This is a genomic window from Pauljensenia sp. UMB3104 (assembly GCF_030217285.1).
Lineage (GTDB): Bacteria > Actinomycetota > Actinomycetes > Actinomycetales > Actinomycetaceae > Pauljensenia.
The window spans coordinates 253,107-274,375 of the sequence record NZ_JASONN010000001.1 but is presented as its reverse complement, the minus strand read 5'-3'; the positions used below and the strand labels follow the sequence as shown (position 1 = coordinate 274,375).

Sequence of the window (21,269 nt, the reverse complement as noted above, 5' to 3'; positions counted from 1 at the left end):
CGGCTAACCTGCAAGGGTGTACCTCAAAAACCTGACGCTGCGGGGCTTTAAGTCCTTCGCCAGTGCGACCACGCTTGCCCTTCAGCCGGGCATTACGTGCGTCGTCGGCCCCAACGGGTCGGGTAAATCGAACGTCGTCGACGCGCTCGCCTGGGTCATGGGCGAGCAGGGTGCTCGCGCTCTACGTGGCGGGCAAATGGCGGACGTGATTTTCGCGGGGACATCTGGGCGCGCGGCGTTGGGGCGCGCCCAGGTGGACCTGACGATCGACAACACCGACGGGCTGCTCGACATCGAGTATTCCGAGGTGACGATCAGCCGCACCCTGTTTCGCGGGGGAGGCTCCGAGTACTCCATTAACGGGACTCCGGCGCGCTTGCTGGATGTCCAAGAGCTCCTGTCTGACACGGGCATGGGCCGTCAGATGCACGTCATCGTCGGCCAGGGGCAGCTCGATGCGATCCTGTCCTCCACGCCCGAGGAGCGTCGCGGCTTCATCGAAGAGGCCGCGGGAGTCCTCAAGCATCGCCGGCGTAAGGAGCGCGCGCTCAAGAAGCTGGCCGACATGGACGCGAACCTCGTGCGCGTCCTGGACCTGACGAACGAGATTCACCGCCAGCTGGGGCCCCTGGCCCGCCAGGCGCGGGTGGCCCGGCGCGCCTCCCTCATTCAGGCGCGCGTGCGCGACGCGAAGGCCCGCCTGCTCGCCGATGACCTGTCCTCTGCGCTTTCCAAGCTATCGGTGCTCGAGGCATCGGATGAGTCTGCGGCCGAGCGCCGGGCTTCGCTCGAGGAGCAGATAGCCGCAGCGCGCGCTGAGCTTTCGCGTCTGGAGGATGCGGAGCGCGCGTCCTCGCCTGCGCTCGACCAGGCGTCCTCCGACTGGCAGTCCCTGACTACGATCACCGAGCGCCTGCGTGGCACGCTGATGGCCGCGACCCAGAAGGTTTCCCTGCGTGCGACCCCCGAGCTGCCCCCGGGCGGCGAGGATCCCGACGTCCTCGACGAGCGCGCCCGCGTCGCCGGTGCCGAGGACGCTGCGCTGGTCGCTCACGTCGAAGAGGCGCGCAGTGCCCTGACGTCCGCGACTCGCGCGCGCGAGGCCGCCGAGGACGCCGACGATTCCGCGTCCCGCGAGCTCGCCCGCGTCAACCGCGTCATTGCCGATCACCGCGAGAAAGTCGCGCGCCTGACCGGAGACGCGTCCACCGCCGCGTCTCGCCTGGAGGCAGCGATCGCCGAGGCCGACCGCGCGTGGGGCGCATACCGCGCGGCTCAGGAGCGCGCCGAGGCCGCCGAGAGGGCCGTGCCTGCGTCGTCTGTTGGAACCGTTGACGTGGACGCTTCTGGCGCTGAGGGAGCCTCATCCGAGGAAGAAGACGACGGGGGAGCGGCCCGCGCACACGCCGAGGCCTCTGCCCGCCGCGACGCCGCGCGCGCCCGCGTGGACGAGCTGCTCGGCGTCGAACGCGAGGCCCGCGCTGACCGCGCGCGCTGGGAGGCCCGCCGCGACGCGCTTGAGCAGCTGCTCGCCCCCGAGGACGGCACCGCCGAGCTGCTGGGACGCCCCGGTGTGCTCGGCCAGGTCGCGCCCCTCCTACACGTCACACCCGGTTTCGAAGACGCCGTCGCCGCCGCGCTGGCTCCCTTCGCTGACGCCGTCGTCGTCGACTCCTTGGCCCGAGGCCTGGGCGAGCTGGACGCTGCCCGCGCGGCCGGGCGCTCGCTGCGGTTGGTCGTGGCATCTGATTCTTCAGGTTCTTCCGACGATCCTGCGGATAGGACCGGCGGTGGCGCCCGCGCCGAGCTGCCCGAGGGCGCGACGTGGCTCGCCGACGTCGTCGCCTGCGAGGGGGCCGCCGCGCCGCTGGCCTCTCTGCTGGATGGGGTTGTCGCCTGCTCGCTTGAGACCGCCGCGGCTGTGCTCGATGTGCTCGGCGTGCGCGCCGTCGTCACGTCGGGCGGCGACGTGCTGCGCTCCTGGTCGGTGGAGGGGGGCCGCCAGGCGTCCTCCGTACTGTCCGTGCGCGCTGACTACGAGGAGGCGTGCGCGCAGGCCGAGGCCGCGCAGGCCCGCATGGCCGAGGTCTCCGAGCAGCTCAGCGAGGCAAACGCACACCTGGACCGCTGCATCCGCGAGGCAAACGACGCCCTGAAGGCGCTGCGCGAGGAAGACGCACAGCGCGCCAAGGAAGCCCAGGAGCTGGCCCGCGCCCAGTCGGCCGCGCAGGCAGCCCGAGCCGAGGCCGAGCGCGCCCACGATGTGGCTCGCCGCGCCGACGAGCAGGTCACGTGGGCCCGTGAGCAGGATGTGGCCGCACGCGCGCGCCTCGACGGTGCCGACACCGTCGGCCCGCCCGAGTCCCTCGAAGACGCTCAGGCCCGCGCGGACGCCGCCTCCCGCGCCGCGCGCGAGGCACGCGAGGCCGAAAACGAGGCGCGCCTGAGCCTGCGTGCCCTCGAAGAACAATCACGGCGCGCCGCATCCCGCGCCCGCTCCCTGCGCCAGGCTGCCGCCGCTGAGCGCGAGGAGCGCGCCCGCTACGCCCGGCGCGAGGCCGCGCGACGAACGGAGCTGGCCACGGCCTCGGACGTGGAAGCTGCCGCCCGCGTGGCCCTTGAGGCTGCTGAGCGCGCCCTGGCTCAGGCTGCCGCGGAGCGCGACCGCCTGAGCGAGCGCCGCACCCAGGTCTCGCAGGAGGTCTCGGACGCACGCCGCGCCCTAGACCGACTGAGTGCGGAGCTGTCGGAGGCCACGGCCTCGGCCCACCAGGGGCAGATTGCGGCCGAGCAGACTCGCCTGCGCGTCGAGGATCTGCAGCGGCGCGCCCTGGAGGAGCTGTCCCTCGAGCCCGAGCAGCTGCTCGCCGAGTTCGGGCCGCAGATGCTGGTGCCGATGCTGCCGCTCGACCCCGATCAGGTCGAGAAGGCCGCGGCTGTCGAGCCGAGCGCGTATGTGCGCGCTGAGCAGGAACGCGCGCTCGCCAAGGCGCTGAAGGACTTGGAGAAGCTGGGGCGCGTGAACCCGCTGGCGCTCGAGGAGCACGAGGCGCTGGCCTCGCGGCACAAGTTCCTCGTGGACCAGGTCCAAGACCTCAAGGCATCGAAAGCGGACCTGCTGCGCATTGTGCAGGACGTGGATCGCCTGGTGGAGGAGGCCTTCGCGTCGGCCTTCGCCGAGACGCGCGAGCAGTTCGAGCACGTGTTCGGCGTGCTGTTCCCGGGCGGCCAGGGCGACCTGGTGCTCACCGACCCGGATGACATGCTTTCGACGGGCATCGAGATCGAGGCCCGGCCCGCGGGCAAGAAGGTCAAGCGCCTGTCCCTGCTCTCGGGCGGCGAGCGTTCCCTGGCCGCGATCGCGTTCCTGGTCGCGATCTTCAAGGCGCGTCCGTCCCCGTTCTACGTCATGGACGAGGTTGAGGCCGCCCTGGACGACATGAACCTGACGCGCCTGCTCGCCATCTTCAAGGAGCTGCAGGAGACCTCGCAGCTGATCGTCATCACCCACCAGAAGCGCACGATGGAGATCGCGGACGCCCTCTACGGCGTCACCATGCGCGACGGCGTCACGACGGTGGTGTCCCAGCGTCTGGCGGACTAGGGGGCAGCGTTCTCGCGCGGATGGAGCCGTTGCATCTGGTCGCAATGGCCGCGCCTTCACAGAAAATGATGACAGAAATATTTGGACCTGAGAGGAGAGGCAATGAGCACGAAACCAGAAGAAACCTACCGCCTTGCTGGAGGAATCACTGTTACCGACGCCGATCTTGAAGCAGATGCGCAGCGCTTCGAAGCGGGCGAATGCGACGGAGCGTGGAAGGTTCTCCCGGTGCGCCCGACGCTCTCAGGCTTCGATCTTCGTTAGCGTGCCGTGCGTGAGCTCGTAGATAGTGCCCACGTAGGGGAGGATCGAGCGATCATGCGTCACCATGAGGGCACGAACCTCGGCCTGACGCGCGGCCTTGTCCTTCTGGCCCTTGAGCTTCGCGACCAGCTCAAGCTGATCGCCGATGCGCATGTAGGGGTGGGCTTGTCTGCACGTTGTTGGTCGTTCGTTCAACCGGCTTTGTCGAGGCTACGTAGTGTCGTTCGTCGTGGAGTGAGATTGTTGCCGGGATTGCTGATTGTTGATCTGGATAGGATGCGGCCTTCTGGATAGGTTATGAGCATCTGGATAGGTTAATAAGCTATCCAGATCTGCGTTTCCTATCCAGAACTGCGTTTCCTATCCAGAACTGCGTTTCCTATCCAAGAGAGTGGGCGTATTCGGCGGAGCGCAGGCTCACTCATGCGCACGTTGACCCGCCGGGTGGAGCAACGGCGGTTCGAGTATGAAAACGCGGGCGGGGACCCCGTCGGTCCCCGCCCGCGCCTCACAGCCGTGCGTCCCGCCGCTGCGGGAGGCTCGCTCTCAGTCGTTCATGAAATGACGCTCGTCCAGGATCTGCGCGCCGCCGCCCACCAGTGAGGGCAGGTGTTCATTTGCGTGGTGGCCGCAGAAGTACAGCTGGCCACCCGAAGGCATCGTCGCACGAACCCAGGCGCGAGCGCCGCAGGCGTCGCAACGATTCGCCGCGGTCAGCTGCGGCTCGTCCAGTACGGGGCGTTCAAGAGTCTGTGCGTTCATGCTTCCATCACACACCATCACCCCGCGCCGCGCACCCCTGTTCACCCGGGGCGCAATCGAGAGCCCATACGCCGACACAATGAAACGGGAGAATGCAAACCCTCCCGAAGCAACCGCCAACACGCCCCGAAACGCCACCCACGAGGGCGACCTGGCCCCGGCCTCGTCAATCGTGGAAAGCGTCCCAGAACCCGCGCCACGCGCACCGTTGGCCACAAACGAGCGTTGACCCACATATGATGCACCTCGTGACTCCTACCGACGCATCCGACTACAACGCACGGCACCTCTCGGTCCTCGAGGGGCTCGAAGCCGTGCGCAAGCGCCCCGGCATGTACATCGGCTCGACCGACCACCGGGGCCTCATGCACTGCCTCTGGGAGATCATCGACAACGCGGTCGACGAGGCCCTGGAAGGTCACTGCGACACGATCGACGTGCGCCTGCACCCTGACCACTCTGCCTCCGTCGCAGACAACGGCCGAGGCATCCCCGTCGACATCGTGCCCGGACAGGGTCTGACGGGCGTCGAGGTCGTCTACACCAAGCTCCACGCCGGCGGTAAGTTCGGCGGCGGCTCCTACGCGGCCTCGGGCGGCCTCCACGGCGTCGGAGCCTCCGTCGTGAACGCCCTGTCGGCCCGTCTCGACGTGCAGGTCGACCGTGGCGGTAAGACCCACGAGATGTGCTTCCGCCGCGGCGAGCCCGGCGAATTTGACGACTCGAAGCAGCGCACTCCCAACTCGCCCTTCACGCCCTTCGTGGACGGCTCGACCCTCAAGACGGTCGGCAAGGTGAAGAAATCCCAGACCGGCACGCGCGTGCGCTTCTGGGCGGACTTCCAGATCTTCCCGTCGACCGAGGGCTTCTCCTGGGAAAACCTGCTGGCGCGCGCCCGCCAGACCGCGTTCCTCGTGCCCGGCCTGACCATCAACTGCTACGACGAGCGCGGCGAAGAGGAACTCCACGAGAGCTTCCGCTTCGACGGCGGCGTCGTCGACTTCGCGAACTGGCTGGCCTCCGACGGCCCCGTCACCGACACGTGGCATATCACGGGCGAGGGCACCTACAACGAGACCGTGCAGGCCCTGGACTCCGAGACCGGGCACCTGCGCGCCACCGAGGTCGAGCGCACCTGCGAGGTCGACATCGCGCTGCGCTGGGGCATCGGCTACGACACGACCGTCCAGTCTTTCGTTAACATCATCGCCACCCCCAAGGGCGGCACCCACGTCACCGGCTTCGAGCAGGCTGTCCTCAAGACGCTGCGCGCCGCGATCGACAAGAATGCGCGCAAGCTGAAGGTCGGCGCGAAGGACGGGCGCCCCGAGAAGGATGACGTCCAGGCCGGCATGACCGCCGTCATCACCGTGCGTTTCCCCGAGCCTCAGTTCGAGGGCCAGACGAAGGAAACGCTGGGCACGCCCCAGATTCGCACCGTCGTCAACCGCGTGGTCTCGGACTGGCTGAAGGCCAAGTTTGCGTCCTCCAAGCGCGATGACAAGCAGCAGACCTCCCTCCTCATGGAGAAGGTCGTTGGCGAGATGAAGGCCCGCGTCTCCGCGCGCATCCACAAGGAGATCTCGCGCAAGAAGAACGCGCTCGAGACCTCGTCCCTGCCCGCTAAGCTCGCGGACTGCCGACTCGAGGACGTCGAGGAGACCGAGCTCTTCATCGTCGAGGGCGACTCCGCCCTGGGCACGGCCAAGGCTGCGCGTAATTCTCAGTACCAGGCCCTCTTCCCGATTCGAGGCAAGATCCTCAACGTGCAGAAGGCCTCGACCGCGGACATGCTGGCCAACGCCGAGTGCGCCAACATCATCCAGGTGATCGGCGCGGGCTCGGGTCGCACCTTCGACCTGTCGCAGGCTCGATACGGCAAAGTCATTCTCATGACCGACGCCGACGTCGACGGCGCGCACATCCGTACCCTGCTGCTGACCTTGTTCTTCCGCTACATGCGTCCCATGGTCGAGGCTGGCCGCATCTACGCCGCCGTCCCGCCCCTGCACCGCATCGAGGTCGCGGGCAAGGGGCGCAAGAAGCGCGAGTACATTTACACGTACTCTGAGGACGAGCTGCATCGCAAGCTTGCCTCTCTGCGTCGCTCGGGGCGCACTTGGAAGGAGCCCATCCAGCGTTACAAGGGCCTGGGTGAGATGGACGCCGACCAGCTGGCGGAGACGACGATGGACCGGGCGCATCGCTCGCTGCGTCGTATCACGTTGGCCGACGAGGAGGCCCTGCGTCAGGCTGAGGACGTGTTTGAACTGCTCATGGGGTCGACCGTGGGCCCTCGTAAGGAGTTCATCGTCGAGGAGTCTGCGGGGCTGGATCGCACGCGTATTGACGCGTGACGCGAAGCGGAAAGCGCTGATTCATTGCACAAACGTTCAGGCCTGTTGGTCATATGTCAGGTCCCAGTGTGACTAAAGGCCCTATCAGCCGGTAGGATGTTACGCATGACAGGACTTGCGCAGCGCCTCACGCCGCCCGGGTCCGTCCCGTACCCGGGCAATCACCTCGGGTTGCGCTGGCGGCCCCTGATCGGCCGCGACGCGCCCGCCGTGTATGCACTCATCTCCCTGATCGAAGACGACGATAACGCCATCCGGCGCACGTCCGTCGACGATATCGCGGACATGATGGAGGGCGAGAACGGACGCGACTGGGTCGACACGATCGTCGGCCTCGATGCGAAGCGAAACATTTGCGCGGTAGCATCCGTGCGCGTGCTACGCGGCATCCACGAGGCTGCGACCGCCATCGTGAGCGCATACATCCACCCGCACTGGCGTGGCCGAGGCGTGGGCCGAGCCCTGCTGTACTGGCAGGACGGACGCGCTCGCCAGATGCTCGTCGAGGCATTCGGCGCCGAGTCCGAGGTCCCGGTGTCCATCTCGAACCTCGTCGACGCGCACATGACCGACCGTCGCCGTCTCTACATCGCTGCCGGTTTCTTTGCCAAGCGCACGTACCAGGTCATGTACCGCGACCTTGCCGGTGGTGAGGTCGCCCCGCAGCCGCGCCACGGCTACCGCGTCCTGCCGTGGACGCAGGTTCCGCAGGAGCAGATCCGTGCGATCCACATGGAGGCTTTCCAGCAGGCGTTCCGTTCACCGCTGCGTGCTCTGTGGTGGGATGACGCCATGAATCACTTCGATCCGCGGTGGTCCTTCGTCGCTGTCGACTCCGAGGGTGAAGTGGTCGGCTACGCGATCACTGGTCGTCCCGCGCAGCGCTGGGTGGCCACGGGTCGGCCGGAGGCGTACATCTACCTGCTGGGCGTTGCTGAGGCTCACCGTGGCCGTTCCGTGGCGACAGCTCTCGTTGGGCACACGGTCGCCGCAGCGTCGGCCTCGGGAGTGAGCCGGATCGGCCTGGATGTCGATATGTCAAGTCCCGACGGCGCGCATAATATCTACGAACACCTTGGCTTCGTTGATGAGGCCGCCGAGGTTTATTACACGATCGACCAGTAGAGCCGGAAGGAGGCGAGCATGAGCATTCCTCTCGCACAGCGAGCAAATGCCCCCGAGTTCGTCCCCTTCCCGGGCGAGCATCATGGGATTGAGTGGGAGGAGCTGACGCTTGCCCACCACACGGGTCTTGCTGCCCTGTTTGCTCGCATGGAGGCTCGTGATAACCCGCCGTATCGCACGAGCCCGGACGAGGTCGAAGAGATGCTCTCGAGTGCCTCGCAGTGGCGTGGCCTGGTTGGTATTGCGCGTAGAGGAATCGCGGCAGGGCGCATCGTTGCTTTCGCGCAGGTCGTCTTGCGTTTCCCGGGGCGTGTGGAGTGCGTGTGCGTCGGGGGAGTGGATCCCGACTTCCGCCGCATTGGCCTCGGTAATGCGATCGTGGACTGGCAGGAGGGAACCGCGCGCCAGATGCTGGCTGGGGTCGAGGGGGACGGTCCCGCACAGATCACCTGCCACGTCGAGACCGGACAGGATGATCTCGAAGCGCAGCTGAAAGTCCACGGATTCCGTTGGACACGCACCTACTACGAACTGCGCGCGTCGCTTGAGGGGCTGCCGCAGCTGCCCGATCTCGGTTCGTACATGAGTGTCGAGGCCTGGGATCCCCAGTGGGAGGAACCCGCCCTACGTGCGGCGAACCGTCTCAACGAGTTCGAGTGGGGGCGTCCCCCGCTCACGCAGGAGCAGTGGATGCAGGGGCGCACGGCTTTTGCCCCAGAATGGTCGTTTGTTGCTGTTGACCGCACCGGTGATCGACCGCGCGTCGCAGGGTTCCTCCTAGCTTCCCGCTACGAACAGGACTGGGCGGCTCTCGGTTGGCGCGAGGGGTATATCGACCAGTTGGGGGTTCTGTCTCAGTGGCGTGAGAGCCGCGTTGCGGATGCACTGATCCTCGCCTCGATGAGGGCGCAGAAACGCGATGGAATGGACCGCGCGGCGACGGGCGTGGGGTCAGCGAATCATACGGGTGCCCTCGCCATTTATGACTATCTGGGCTTCCGCACGGTGGGCCAGACGAGGCTGTACGCGATTGAAATTTGATTGTCGTTTCACATGGTGGATATTTCCTCATATCTTCTTGTGTAAGCGTCGTTACTTTTTTCTTTCTTGCGGACGCATTCGTGCGCGACAGGTCAGGGCTTTTCGTGTAATCGCTACCTAGGTCCTAATTGTCCGACCAATTGAATTCATAGGCTCGCGTCAGAGGCAGGAACGGCCTCGGCGCCACGTGCGTCCCATCTCCACAGCGCGGAGCCAGCATGACAACAAAGACGTCAGCATCATCGACTTCCATTCCGCCCTTGGTCATTCGAAGCGCGATCGTCGCATCCCTCGGAGGCCTGCTCTTCGGTTTTGACACTGCCGTCATCTCGGGTGCGGAAGAAAAACTCACCGAGCTTTACGCCCTCTCCTCCATGGGTGAGGGCATGATCGTCGCCATCGCGACCATCGGCACCATTTTCGGCGCCATTATCGCCGGTAAGCTCGCCGACCGCTTTGGACGTAAGCCCGTCCTCTTCTGGATTGGTATTCTCTTTGGTGTCGGCGCCCTGGCAACCGCCCTGGCACCGGTTCCTACACTGAGTCCGGTCGGGGACGGTAAGTTTGTGGCGGCGTCCTCTTTCCCGATTGCCTTCTTCATGCTGTTCCGCTTCCTCGGAGGCATCGGCGTCGGTCTGTCCTCGGTGGTTGCACCCATCTACACCGCCGAAATCGCCCCCGCCCGCGTGCGCGGGCGCCTGGTGGGCCTGGTCCAGTTCAATATCGTCTTCGGTATCCTCCTGGCCTACGCTTCGAACGCGGTCATCCGCGAGATTGTGCATGAAGATATTGCGTGGCGCTGGATGCTTGGTGTCATGGCCGTGCCGGCTGTGTTCTTCCTGATCTTCCTGGCCACCGTGCCCGAGACTCCTCGCTGGCTACTTGCCCACGGCCACGAGGAACGTGCTGTCAAGATTTCTGAGCGCCTGACCTCCACGCAGGAGGAGAGCATCGAGCAGATTGGCGAGATTAAGACACAGATCGCCGAGGACGCCGCTGGCGGTAAGGTCGCTTTCTTTACGCGCCGCTACCGCAAGGTCATCCTCATGGCCTTCTGCATCGCGATGTTCAACCAGCTCTCGGGAATCAACGCGATCCTCTACTACGCGCCCAAGGTCATGAAGCTCGCAGGTGGTGAACAGGTACTCGGACCGGCATTCCCCTATGTCGCATCCGTCATTGTCGGCCTCATGAACCTGATTGCCACGATGGCCGCCCTGACCGTTATCGACAAGCTTGGTCGCCGTCAGCTCATGATTGTTGGTTCTATCGGCTACCTCGTGTCGCTGGGCTTCCTGTCGGCCATCATGTTCGCCTACAAGGGAGGAGCGTTCGAGCAAGGCAGCGCTGTCCCGGTGTGGCTGATCCTGATTGGTCTGCTTGCATTCATCGCCTCTCACGCGTTTGGGCAAGGGTCCGTCATCTGGGTGTTCATTTCGGAGATCTTCCCCAACCGCGTGCGCGCGCGTGGCCAGTCCCTCGGTTCGCTCACGCACTGGGTGTTTGCTTTCATTACCACCTATGCCTTCCCTGTGCTCACGGATAAGCTCGGCGGTGGATTCGCCTTTGGACTGTTCTTCCTCGCGATGGTTGGTCAGCTATTCTGGGTCCTGAAGGTCATGCCCGAAACCAAGGGCATCCCGCTCGAAGAAATGGAAGAGAAACTGGGGTTGACGAATGACTAGGATCGTGAACATCGGGGAAGCTCTCATCGATGAGATCACCCGCCCGAACAGTGAACCCGTCGAGGTCGTCGGGGGATCGATGCTCAACGTCGCAGCCGGACTGACCCGGCTAGGGCATGAATCCGAACTGGCAACATGGTTCGGCCGCGATGCCCGCGGCAACAAGGTCCGCGCTCACGCCGAAGCGGCGGGGGTGACCCTGACTCCCGGCTCCGATGGGGCTGACTTCACGACGGTCGCCCATGCGACTCTTGATGAGCGAGGCCGCGCCACCTACGAATTCGATCTGTCGTGGGACGTGCCCTCCGTGGAGGAACCCGACACTGTCGGACACGTGCACACCGGCTCCTACGCAGTCGTCCTCGAGCCGGGCGCCGACAAGGTCCTGGCCGCTGTTAAGCGTCAGGCTATCCGAGGCACCGTGTCCTACGATCCGAACATCCGCCCGGCCCTGCTGGGCACGCCCGACGAGGCCCGCCCGCACATTGAGGCGATCGTGGCCCTCTCGGACGTCGTGAAGGCCTCCGACGAGGATCTCGAGTGGCTGTACCCGGGCCGCCCCGTTGAGGACGTTATCCGCGAGTGGTCGCAGTCCGGTCCGTCGCTGATCCTGTGCACGCGCGGCCCCTGGGGCGTCTACATCAAGGCGGCCGCCGAGCGTGACATGCTCGTCGTCGACCCGCTGGACGTTGAGCTGGTGGACACCGTGGGCGCGGGTGACTCGCTCATGGCTGGCCTCATCTCGGGTCTGGTGGATGCGGGCCTCCTGGGCTCGGGCGAGGCGAAGCAGCGTCTGCGCGAGGCCTCGTGGGACCAGATCCTGCCGGCCATCCACCGCGGCATCATCACCTCCGGCATCACCATCCTGCACCAGGGTGCCTACTCGCCCACGCGTGACGAGGTAGCCGACATCCTGGCTGCTGATCGGACGCTGCGAGGCTGATGGGGGAGCGTTCCTCAACTGATGGGTGTGGGCCCGGCCGTTTGGCTGGGCCCACACCCATCTTGCTTGCTTTGTCCTCTCCTCGGACTGGCTTGTCAATGTGAACAAGTGGTCATATGCTTGCAGGCATCCCGTTGTGTTCCGTGGAACACGTTTCGCAAGCCCGGTATTCCTGGAGGTGCCGAGTGGCCGACGTTGGCTTTGACTCTGATAAGCACGCACAAACAAATGGAGATATGGAGAAGGGGGGGCGATCACTCGATGACTCGTGCGCGGCTATCGGACGTCTGATTGACGCGCAGGATCCTGAGCATTGGTCGCAGGAAGAGGGATTCCTGGCGATGCGTACTGCTCTCATTACCTTCCTGAAAACGGAAGATCGGGTCATCAGAGGGGAAACGGGTCGCTTCCAGAAGTTTGATGGCGACGTGAAGACGGCCGTTGCTGCGTTCACGGCCGCAGAGCAGGGGAACACTGACGAACTAGCACGAATTCTCGCTCAGATGGAATCGGGACAGGGAGGTTCTGGATCTGTCAGCGCTCCTCCTCCCCAGACATCGGGTGGGTCGTCGGCGAGTGGTGCTCAACCGGGCTCGTCTGTTGGTGGTAGTTCCTCGAATAGTGGTGGCACATCCTCTGGCGGAGGAACGCCCCCAAACTCGGGTGGCGGTTCGAATACGACTAACGGTGGTGGAGCCGGGGCAGCGTCAGGGACGTCATCCGCAGATCAAGCACCGGTGCAGAATAAGCCATCTGAATTCTAGGCAGGGAGCAGGATATAGCTATGGTTGATAGCCCTATGTACGACAGACTGATGCGCCTCGTGGCAGCCCTTGAAAGTGCTGAAGCCTTGGTAGCATCGGATGGTGAGCACAATGCCATCGTTTGCGGCTTAAATGAAGCCAATAACTCAACGTACCATTTACGTGCGAACCAAGGGTTTACTGGTGAAACGGGTAATGAGATCGATGCGTGGGCAGATGCAACGATGAAGCGTGTGCAGGGCATCAAGGAGAGTCATAACTCGGCGATGGAGTATTACGTCGAAGCCCGACGTGCAATGAAGCATATCTGTGAGGAAGCTCAGCAGCTTTCCCCCAATCTCATCGATGCGAGTCTCCAGCAACTTGCGGATGCGGCGCATGTGGTTGTGCCCGTCACAAAGTATCTTGGACCGCTCGGACAGCCGATCAATGCGCTCGCCGTTTCGGCAGACGCCTACTTCCAAGCGCTGATCATGCAAGCCAATGATCGGCGAGAAATCAATTCGACGGACATTCTAGAGCGCGCAAATAACACGATGCAGGAGCTCGCGAACGGTGTCACGGAACAGACTGTGCAGCTGGAAGATCCTGGTTCGCATCAATGGGCTCCTAAAGGCCCTTCTACGCCATCTGTACGTAAAGACATTGAGAATGGGTATCTCAATGTCTCTCGACACAAGCCAGGTGTCTATCCGGGTAATAGGGATAATGACTATGGGCGTTCCGATCTGCGAGGTCCTCGTTCAGGGCTCTATCCCGATGGGTACAACGAGGGTGGCCCCGTCAGTGATCGTGTGATGTCCTCTCAACGGATTCCAAATCGTTTCACTACCGAAGGAGAAGTGGGTTCGCGCCTGAATCCAATTACAGATCCTCAAGACTTGGCGGGAATCGATCTGCTGCATACACGCGTGAATGGAGATCGCCATGCGAATGGAACCATCGGTGGTTACACCCCTGCCCCGCCGACGGATCGTCATCATCCACTCTGGAAGCTTAATGGTGGTCCAGGAGATGAGAAGTCGCTTGCCGCTCGTCTAGGGGGAGTGGGTGTTCTGGCAGCAGGTGCCCTCGGAACGGGTGTGGCTGCGCGCTTCGCCTCTATGTCGTCAGGTAATGCAATTAATGGAATGACATCATTGCGTGCTGGTGCCTATGCAGCACCGGGCTATGGTTCCTCTGCAGCGAGGGGAACAACGACGCCCCTGAGCGGTAGTTCTGGTGTGTCTGCTAATCGCGCCGGTGCAACAGGCCAAGGAGGCTTCATGGGAGGGGCCGGCGGTTCCGGTAGTGGCGCAAAAGACGAGAAGAAAGGCCGCCGTTGCAAATACACTCCATTTCGTGTGGACGATGATGACGAGCTACCCGAAGGCTACGTCAATCCTCTTTCGCAGACATACGGATCGGAGAAGGATATTGAGCCAGTGAGTCGAAAGAATGATGGATGGGATATCAGGCAATGGTGAATTCAGTGAACGCCACTCATCGTCCCCGGTGGAGCTGTGTCGTCGTGGCTTCTGCCGTCGCCCTCACGGCAGCCTCACTTGTAGGACCTGTCGGCCCAGCACACGCGGCTGACCCTATTACTGCCGCTGACCAACCATATTTCACCTACTACCACCTCGACCAAGCCAGGGCGAAGGGCTATACCGGCTCAGGCGTGACAATTGCAATGATTGATGGACCGGTTGAGACTACTGCGCTAGAACTTGCCGGTGCATCGATCCAAAACAAGGGAACCTGCTCAATTAACTCGTCTTTGGCTTCCAAAAGCCACGGAACCTCAGTTGCGTCGATTCTAGTCTCCCAAAATTATGGTGTTGCTCCCGATGCGACCTTGCTGACATACCTGACGGGTTCCAAGCAAGATGGTGACCAGCCGTCCTCTGATTGCGTTGATAATACGAAACATATCAAGTACGGCTATGCATGGCTGCTGAACTCAGCTATGAATGATGGTGCGCAGATTATCAATTTGTCTTCCTCTAGTACGTCTCAAGAAAATGAGTTGAAATGGGCAATAGCACGCTCGATGGCTCAGGGAATTATCATTACTGCTTCTGCAGGTAATGAAGCGACCGATGGTAACGCGACTTCTCTCTCGCAGTGGTCGGGAGTAGTTGGCGTTTCTGCAATTGGGATTGATGATAGCAGGCAGGATTATTCGTCTTGGGGGCAGGGTGTCACTACTGCAGCGGTAGGAGGTCCACTGGTGGTGCACGACTACTCAAGCGGACAGGTAACACAGGTGTCGGGAACCTCCGTCTCCGCTCCCATCGTTGCTGGAACCCTCGCCTTGGCGCGTCAGAAATGGCCCAATGCAACGAGCAATCAGCTCCTGCAACTTCTGGTGAAAACGGGGCTGAATCCCGATCACGGATGGAACCAGTACACGGGATATGGGGCTATTGATCCTGCTGCCATCGTGAATACGGATCCGACTCAATTCCCCGATGAGAACCCGCTTGCTGATAAAGGCGGCGGATCGAGTCCGACGCCTGCGGAAGTCCAACAGTATGCAGATGGAGTGGTCAATCCGACCGAGATTGTCAACGACAAGTCGTACACGTATCGCGGCCTCGATGAGTCCAAGCTGACGGACCCGATGAACACGTCAACTACACACCTGGGGACGAGCCCGCGCTACCACGCGAAGTAGAGTGTAATAACGAGAGTGGGGTTGCCGGGAGCAATCCCGGCCACCCCACCACTCAAAAAACAGCGGAGCATCAGCCAATCGACGCGATCGCGAAGGTGATCGGCACACCCGAGCCGTCGCGGCGCTCATCCTCCGCGGGCAGGTCGATAGGAGAACCGTCCGCGGACGCTGCGCGTCCCGGCTTCGTTCCCACCCAGGCGATATCGAGCCGATCCTCGCCGCGCAGGAAACGCTGGCAGCGCACGCCCTGACCACCTCGGCCCTTCGCCGGGTAGCACTCGAAAGGCGTCACCTTGACGGTCGTCTGACCTGTGCCAGGCAGTGCGCCGAGCGCCGCGGCGACCGTCACGACGACCGCATCGATAGGTGCCTCGACAACCCAGAATCCCAAGGCCTCGGCGCCTGCGTTGAGCTTCATGCCCGCCATGCCACCGGCCGTGCGGCCCTGCGGGCGCACCTTCGCGGCGGGGGTGCGCAGCAGCTGTGCGTCCGACGAGATAAACACGAGGTCCGCCCCATCCGTGCAACGATCAAAGCCCACGAGACGGTCCCCGTCCTCCAGGGCGATGACCTCCCACTCGTCGCGCTGAAGCACATCCGGGCGCAGGCGCTTAACGGTTCCACGGGCCGTGCCCATCGCGACCACGTCGGTGCCCTCGGGGTCCAGCAGACCCACCGCGGGAACGTCCGTGTGTAGCAGCAGGGATGCGGGCATCGCCCCGGCGAGCGACAGTCCTGTCTCGAAGCGGGGGAGCGCCGGCAGGTCCACGACGTCAATACGGTGCGCGACACCGTCCTCCGTCACCACCGCCACCTGCGAGCGGGCAGTCGATGGCAGCTGCGCACGCCACCCGTCCGATGCGGCGCGCGGCCCGGGTTCCAGCGGGTCCCCACCCTCGACGCGGGCGAGCGCGCCCGTCGACGAGAGGACCACGACGCACGGGTCGTCCGGAATCTGAAGGTCCAGACCCTTGCCCGAACGAGATACCGAGGGCAGCGCAGCCAGCGCGGCGTCGTCGGCTGCGGCTCCCACAGGCGTCCCCGTCGAGGCCAGCAGCAGCGTACGACGCGGCGTACCCAGGCGATCTGAGACCTCGCGCAGCTCTTTCTTGACGAGCGCGCGCAGCAGCTGCGGATCCTCCAGGATTTCACGCAAGGAAGCGATCTTCGCCAGCAGTTCGTCGCGCTCGGTCTCCAGCTCGATGCGCGAGAACTTTGTGAGGCGGCGCAGGCGCAGCTCGAGGATGTAGTTCGCCTGAGCCTCGGACAGGTCGAAGGCCGTCATGAGTCGCTCGCGAGCGATCTCCGCGTCGTCCGAGGACCGAATGATCGCGATGACGTCGTCGATGTCCAGGATCGCGATGAGCAGGCCCTCGACCAGGTGCAGGCGATCCTCGTACTTCTTCAAGCGGAAGCGGCTGCGGCGCGTCGTCACGTCCAGGCGGTGATCCAGGAAGACCTGCAGCATCTCCTTCAGGCCCAGGGTACGCGGCTGGCCACCGACCAGAGCCACGGCATTGATCGAGAAAGAATCCTCCAGCGGAGTGCGCTGGTAGAGCTGCTGGAGCACGGCCTCGGGGTTGAAACCGTTCTTTACCTCGATGACCAGACGCAGGCCGTGAATGCGGTCCGTGAGGTTCTGCACCGAGGAGATGCCCTTCAGGCGACCCGCGTTCGCGTTTTCCTTGATCTTCTCGATGACCTTTTCCGGGCCCACCATGTAGGGTAGCTGCGTCACGATAATGCCCATCTTGCGGGCGGTCACGCGCTCGATCTGGACCTTCGCGCGGGTCTTAAACGCGCCTCGACCAGTCTCGTAGGCCTCCTTGATCCCATCGAGGCCCACGATGACGCCGCCCTCTGGCAGGTCGGGGCCGGGAATGTAGCGCATGAGGTCGGCGACGGACGCCGAGGGGTTATCCAACAGGTGGATAGCGCCCGCGATCGTCTCCGAGAGGTTGTGCGGCGCGATGTTCGTCGCCATGCCCACCGCGATGCCCGAGGCGCCGTTAACGAGCAGCTGCGGAAAAGCGGCCGGCAGGACGTCCGGCTGCATGAACTGATTGTCGTAGTTCGGGACGAAATCGACCGTGTCCTCGTCCAGACCCGTCACCAGGTCCAGCGCAGCGGGCGCCATGCGCGCCTCGGTGTAACGCGCGGCAGCCGGGCCATCGTCGAGAGAGCCGAAGTTACCGTGCCCATCGACCAGGGGGACGCGCAGGTTAAACGGCTGAGCGAGGCGCACCAGGGCCTCGTAAATCGCGGAATCGCCGTGCGGGTGAAGCTTACCCATGACCTCGCCGACGACGCGCTGGGACTTCACGTGTCCCTTGTCGGGGCGCAACCCCATCTGATTCATCTGGAACATGATGCGGCGCTGCACGGGCTTAAGGCCGTCGCGCGCGTCGGGAAGTGCGCGCGCGTAGATCACCGAGACGGCATACTCCAGGAAGGACCCACGCATCTCATCAGACACGTCGATCTCTGAGATGTTCTCGTCCTTCTCGGGAATATCGACGACCTGGTCCTTCTTAGCCATACGCGCCATTATTGCGCGGGTCGGCGCTCATTTCGACTGGCGCGCCGCTTCGGGGCACAATTGGAGGATGGACACATGGACCCGTATCGAACGTGGGGGCTTTTACCCCAAGGCGGTGCAGCGTGCGCTGCGCCGGGCTCTGGGCAGCGCGGAGCCGCTCGCGACGCTGTGCCAGGTGGACACGGGTTTTGACCGGGGGTCGGTGTTCCGCCACCTGACGATCGCCTCGTTGACGGATCGTGCGATCGTCCAGCTGCACGTCGACGAGATGGACGGCGGTTCCGCGACGATTGCGACGGCCGTCCACCGCGTGGGAGACATCGCCGGATACTCGACGATGGAGGTCTACACGGACCCCGAAAACGCCACAGGTTTGTCTGAAATGACGATTGCGCTCGACCTGAAGGGTGCGCGCCGCCTCGAGCTTGAGCCCGCCCACTGTGACGACCCGAATTGCATGGCGGACCACGGTTTGACAGGTTCGTCCTTCCCCGACGACCTGACCTTCCGTATCTCGGCGGCAGCCGACGGGCGGGATGCACTCGACGAGGCCTTGGCGTTCGTGGATCGACTGGCGCAGCTGATGGGGACCCACAGTGAGTGAGGGCGCAGTGACGCTGCATCTGCCCGGCGCTGATCTGCCCCGTGTTGGTGATCCGCTCATCACGGACGTTGTCGCGGGTGGCCTCGCCACGATCGACCCCGCCCTGCCCGGCGCGTCCGCTCAGGCCGCCGCCTCACTCGGTATGGAGACGGGCGCCCACCAGCTGCTTCTGATCCTCGTGGATGGCCTCGGGTATGAGCTTATTGAGGAGTACGTGGGACACACTCCGACGCTGCGCCGCGTGCGAGGCGATGTTCGTTCGATTCATACGGTGGTCCCCTCGACGACGGCAGCGGCGATCACCGCCTTTGGGACGGGAGAGTGTCCGGGCGCCACGAACATGGTGGGCTTTTCCGTCGCATATAGGGGCACCGTCATGAACCTGCTCGCCATGGAGGGCGGTCCTGCGCCCAGCGAGTGGCAGCCGGTCCCCACGTACTTTGAGCGCCTGGCCGCCGCGGACGTTGCTTCTGCGGTCGTCTCCCCGGCGCGTTTCGCGGGCTCCGGTCTGACGGGGGCAGCCCTGCGGGGAGCACGTCACGTGCCCGCAGAGACGCTTGATGAGCGCGTCAGCGCTGCCCTGCGCGAACTGCGCGCCGGCACGCCCGTTGTGTACCTGTACTGGTCTGAGATCGACCACGCGGGCCACGGATCGGGCGTCGGTTCAGACAGTTGGATCGCCAATCTGGAAGAGTTCGATGCCGGGCTCGCGCGCCTGCTCAGGTCGCTGCCTGCGGGCGTGCGGACTGTCATGACGGCCGATCATGGAATGATCAACGTCGATGCGTCGCAGATCGTCGATGTGGCGTCCACCCCCGCCCTGCGCGAGGGCGTGCGCATCGTCGCGGGAGAGACTCGAGCCGTGCACGTTCACGCTGATGCAGGACGTGCCGACGAGGTGGAGGCGCGCTGGCGCGATGTCCTGGGAGAGAGCGCATGGATCGTCTCAGGAGAGGCGATCAGTGCCCTCATCGGCGCTGGCGACGGTGCGGCGGTCATCGGAGATTTCCTCGTGCTTGCACGAGGCCGTGGCGGAGTCGTCGACTCGCGCACGCAGAGCGCATCGGCGATCGCAATGCCGGGTGTCCACGGGTCGCTCACCTCAACGGAAATGCGCATCCCGGTCGTGGTTCTGTCCTAGGAATTCACCGGGAGGCGGCAAACGGCCGCTCTGCGCTAAGAGCGACCGCCTGCAGAGAACGAGTGCTTAGGGCTTTGATCCGAACAGGATCTCGTCCCAGCTGGGTACTGACCTGCGGTTTTTCTTTGAGGATGCGCGGGCCATACGCGAACCGGTGATGCCCTGCGCGGGGACGGCCCCTGTCGCGCCTTCTTCAGCCTTGTCGGACGTCGAATCAGTCGGCGCAACGGCCTTCATAGGAATCGCCGGGGTCTGCTGCTCTTCAGCCTGTGGTTCGGTGGTTTTCTCTTCGTCGGAGGAGCCAGGAGCCTCCGATAGCCACGGGAGGACGCCCGACGAGGCCGGGGCCTCGTTCCTGGGCGAGCGCGACGCAACGGGGATGGATCCGGTCGCCGCGGGGCGAGCCGACGGGATCTGGCCGGTTGCGGGGAACAACCCATCCTCGGACGCTTGGGCCGGTGCTTCGGCCTTTGTACGCGCGGAAGCGAGTGAATAGATGCGCGCAGAAATGGGGCCTGTAGAAGCATCTGGTTCGGTGGCCTCGGGTTCTTCTTCGCTGGCGATCGCAGCGAGGTACTCGGCTTCCTCGTCCACCTCGTCGTCCAAGTCCAAGTCGATCTGCTGACGCTTGCCGCGCACAGCGTTGAGCTGATCGAGGATCGCCTCGCGGTTACGCAGATCCTCCTCGTCTGGATCAAGGGCGGCAGTAGACGTCGTGCGCGGCAGGGGAGTGAAGATCGACGCCGTCGGGGACGCGGATACCTGCTCGGTCAGCCACTGCGCCTCCTGGTCGATGGCCTCGAGGGCCCCGGAATTCGACAGATGCCAGTGCGCAGCGTGCTCTGCTGCGCCCTGCACGAACGTGACGATAATCTGCCAGGGCTCTCCGGCCTCGCGCGTGGCAGCCCACTCCAGGGAGGTGGGATCAACGCCACGAGCCGCCAGACGATCAACGACAAGATCGCCCATCGTCGGACCGCCCTCACCGATGCGAACGGCGCGCGCACGGGTGAGCGCATAGTCCTTTTCCGCCTGAACGGGGGCCTCAAAGCGCTCCACGGCGCTGACTTCCATCCCGTGCTCGGAAGCGATTTCCGCAGGAGTAGCACCCGCACGCAGCAGTGCCTGAATGTCGCGAGGAGCCAAGGTGGGACGAGCGGGGGCAAGCTCCACTCGCGGACGGTCACGGCGCGTCGCACCGCGGAGCTCGTCCGAGATCAACACCGAGTAGCGTTCACCCTGGGCATCGGTGAGCACCAGGGACTCGCCATCGGCGCTGGTCCCGAGCAATTCGAGCTCAATCATCACTTCCTCCTCATACGTCTAGGTCGAATCGTCTCAAATAATGCCGAGAATGTCGCGTAGCTGGGCGCGTGTCACACATACGATGGCACATTCCTCTCACAAGTGTTATCCTCCCTGCGCATAGACCACTCGCGCAAACCGGCTCGAGAGGCGAAAGGGGAGAACCATGGCAACCGATTACGATGCGCCGCGCAAGAACGAAGACGAGGTCGCAGAGGACTCGATCGAAGAGCTGAAGTCCCGTCGCAACGACGCCGGCTCCGCTGAGATTGAGGAAGACGAGAACGAGGCCGCCGAGAATTTTGAACTTCCCGGCGCTGACCTGTCAAAGGAAGAACTGACCGTTCACGTCGTTCCCCGTCAAGAAGACGAGTTCACCTGCTCGCAGTGCTTCCTCGTGCACCACGCGTCGCAGCTCGACCACGTGGACGCCAGCGGCGCTCCCGTGTGCACCGAGTGCGCGATGTGAGGTAGGA

The 21,269-nt window shown here is 64.0% G+C and carries 16 protein-coding genes; 12 read left to right on the top strand and 4 right to left on the bottom strand.

Translation table 11 applies throughout. The features are described 5' to 3' along the window. The first annotated feature begins 16 nt into the window (after nt 1–16). Nucleotides 17–3,604 (top strand): chromosome segregation protein SMC, encoded by a 3,588-nt coding sequence (gene smc / locus QP415_RS01225; protein WP_285098091.1) that lies wholly within the window; start codon nt 17–19, stop codon nt 3,602–3,604. Nucleotides 3,605–3,706: 102 nt separating this feature from the next. Next, the gene (locus QP415_RS01220) at nt 3,707–3,868 is read left to right on the top strand and encodes a hypothetical protein (protein WP_016461817.1); all 162 of its coding nucleotides are present in this window, start codon (nt 3,707–3,709) and stop codon (nt 3,866–3,868) included. Here QP415_RS01220 and QP415_RS01215 read toward each other — a convergent pair. Both QP415_RS01215 and QP415_RS01210 read right to left on the bottom strand, forming a co-directional pair. Continuing rightward, a complete protein-coding gene (locus QP415_RS01215; RefSeq protein WP_016461816.1) occupies nt 3,848–4,021 on the bottom strand; it encodes a hypothetical protein in 174 nt (57 codons plus the stop codon). The two genes, QP415_RS01220 and QP415_RS01215, sit on opposite strands and share 21 nt — an antisense overlap. 393 nt (nt 4,022–4,414) lie before the next feature. Continuing rightward, nucleotides 4,415–4,630, bottom strand: coding sequence for a DUF7455 domain-containing protein (locus QP415_RS01210; protein WP_048677632.1), 216 nt, complete (start codon nt 4,628–4,630; stop codon nt 4,415–4,417). A gap of 236 nt (nt 4,631–4,866) precedes the next feature. Between QP415_RS01210 and QP415_RS01205 the strand changes: the two genes are divergently transcribed. The 7 genes from QP415_RS01205 to QP415_RS01175 all read left to right on the top strand — a co-directional run bounded on the left by QP415_RS01205 (nt 4,867) and on the right by QP415_RS01175 (nt 15,204). Next, nucleotides 4,867–6,987, top strand: coding sequence for a DNA gyrase/topoisomerase IV subunit B (locus QP415_RS01205; protein WP_285098089.1), 2,121 nt, complete (start codon nt 4,867–4,869; stop codon nt 6,985–6,987). A 186-nt stretch (nt 6,988–7,173) separates the two neighbouring features. Further along, on the top strand, nt 7,174–8,112 hold the full coding sequence (locus tag QP415_RS01200) for a GNAT family N-acetyltransferase (RefSeq protein WP_083940096.1): 939 nt from the start codon (nt 7,174–7,176) through the stop codon (nt 8,110–8,112). A gap of 18 nt (nt 8,113–8,130) precedes the next feature. After that, nucleotides 8,131–9,153 (top strand): hypothetical protein, encoded by a 1,023-nt coding sequence (locus QP415_RS01195; RefSeq protein WP_016461812.1) that lies wholly within the window; start codon nt 8,131–8,133, stop codon nt 9,151–9,153. 218 nt (nt 9,154–9,371) lie between these two features. Then, the gene (locus QP415_RS01190) at nt 9,372–10,838 is read left to right on the top strand and encodes a sugar porter family MFS transporter (RefSeq protein WP_285098087.1); all 1,467 of its coding nucleotides are present in this window, start codon (nt 9,372–9,374) and stop codon (nt 10,836–10,838) included. Then, nucleotides 10,831–11,781, top strand: a complete 951-nt coding sequence (locus tag QP415_RS01185; protein ID WP_285098086.1) for a PfkB family carbohydrate kinase — start codon at nt 10,831–10,833, stop codon at nt 11,779–11,781. Before QP415_RS01190 ends, QP415_RS01185 begins: the two co-directional genes overlap by 8 nt. Nucleotides 11,782–12,580: 799 nt before the next feature. Beyond that, a complete protein-coding gene (locus QP415_RS01180) occupies nt 12,581–14,011 on the top strand; it encodes a hypothetical protein (RefSeq protein ID WP_285098084.1) in 1,431 nt (476 codons plus the stop codon). Then, the gene (locus QP415_RS01175) at nt 13,990–15,204 is read left to right on the top strand and encodes a S8 family peptidase (RefSeq protein ID WP_442953447.1); all 1,215 of its coding nucleotides are present in this window, start codon (nt 13,990–13,992) and stop codon (nt 15,202–15,204) included. Before QP415_RS01180 ends, QP415_RS01175 begins: the two co-directional genes overlap by 22 nt. A gap of 70 nt (nt 15,205–15,274) precedes the next feature. Here the strand turns inward: QP415_RS01175 and QP415_RS01170 are convergent, their stop codons facing one another. Beyond that, nucleotides 15,275–17,743 carry a DNA gyrase/topoisomerase IV subunit A gene (locus QP415_RS01170; RefSeq protein WP_285098080.1) on the bottom strand — a complete coding sequence of 823 codons (2,469 nt, stop codon included), beginning with the start codon at nt 17,741–17,743 and terminating at the stop codon, nt 15,275–15,277. 67 nt (nt 17,744–17,810) lie between these two features. Between QP415_RS01170 and QP415_RS01165 the strand changes: the two genes are divergently transcribed. After that, entirely contained in the window at nt 17,811–18,347 is a 537-nt protein-coding gene (locus QP415_RS01165) for a DUF5998 family protein (RefSeq protein ID WP_048677639.1), read from the top strand. Beyond that, complete coding sequence (locus tag QP415_RS01160) at nt 18,340–19,488, top strand: alkaline phosphatase family protein (protein WP_285098079.1); 1,149 nt, start codon at nt 18,340–18,342, stop codon at nt 19,486–19,488. Before QP415_RS01165 ends, QP415_RS01160 begins: the two co-directional genes overlap by 8 nt. Nucleotides 19,489–19,554: 66 nt before the next feature. On the opposite strand, the gene sepH is transcribed toward QP415_RS01160, so the two are convergent. Then, the gene (gene sepH / locus QP415_RS01155) at nt 19,555–20,793 is read right to left on the bottom strand and encodes a septation protein SepH (RefSeq protein WP_048677641.1); all 1,239 of its coding nucleotides are present in this window, start codon (nt 20,791–20,793) and stop codon (nt 19,555–19,557) included. Between the two features lie 166 nt (nt 20,794–20,959). Between sepH and QP415_RS01150 the strand changes: the two genes are divergently transcribed. Continuing rightward, on the top strand, nt 20,960–21,262 hold the full coding sequence (locus QP415_RS01150; protein ID WP_016461805.1) for a DUF4193 domain-containing protein: 303 nt from the start codon (nt 20,960–20,962) through the stop codon (nt 21,260–21,262). Nucleotides 21,263–21,269 lie beyond the last annotated feature (7 nt).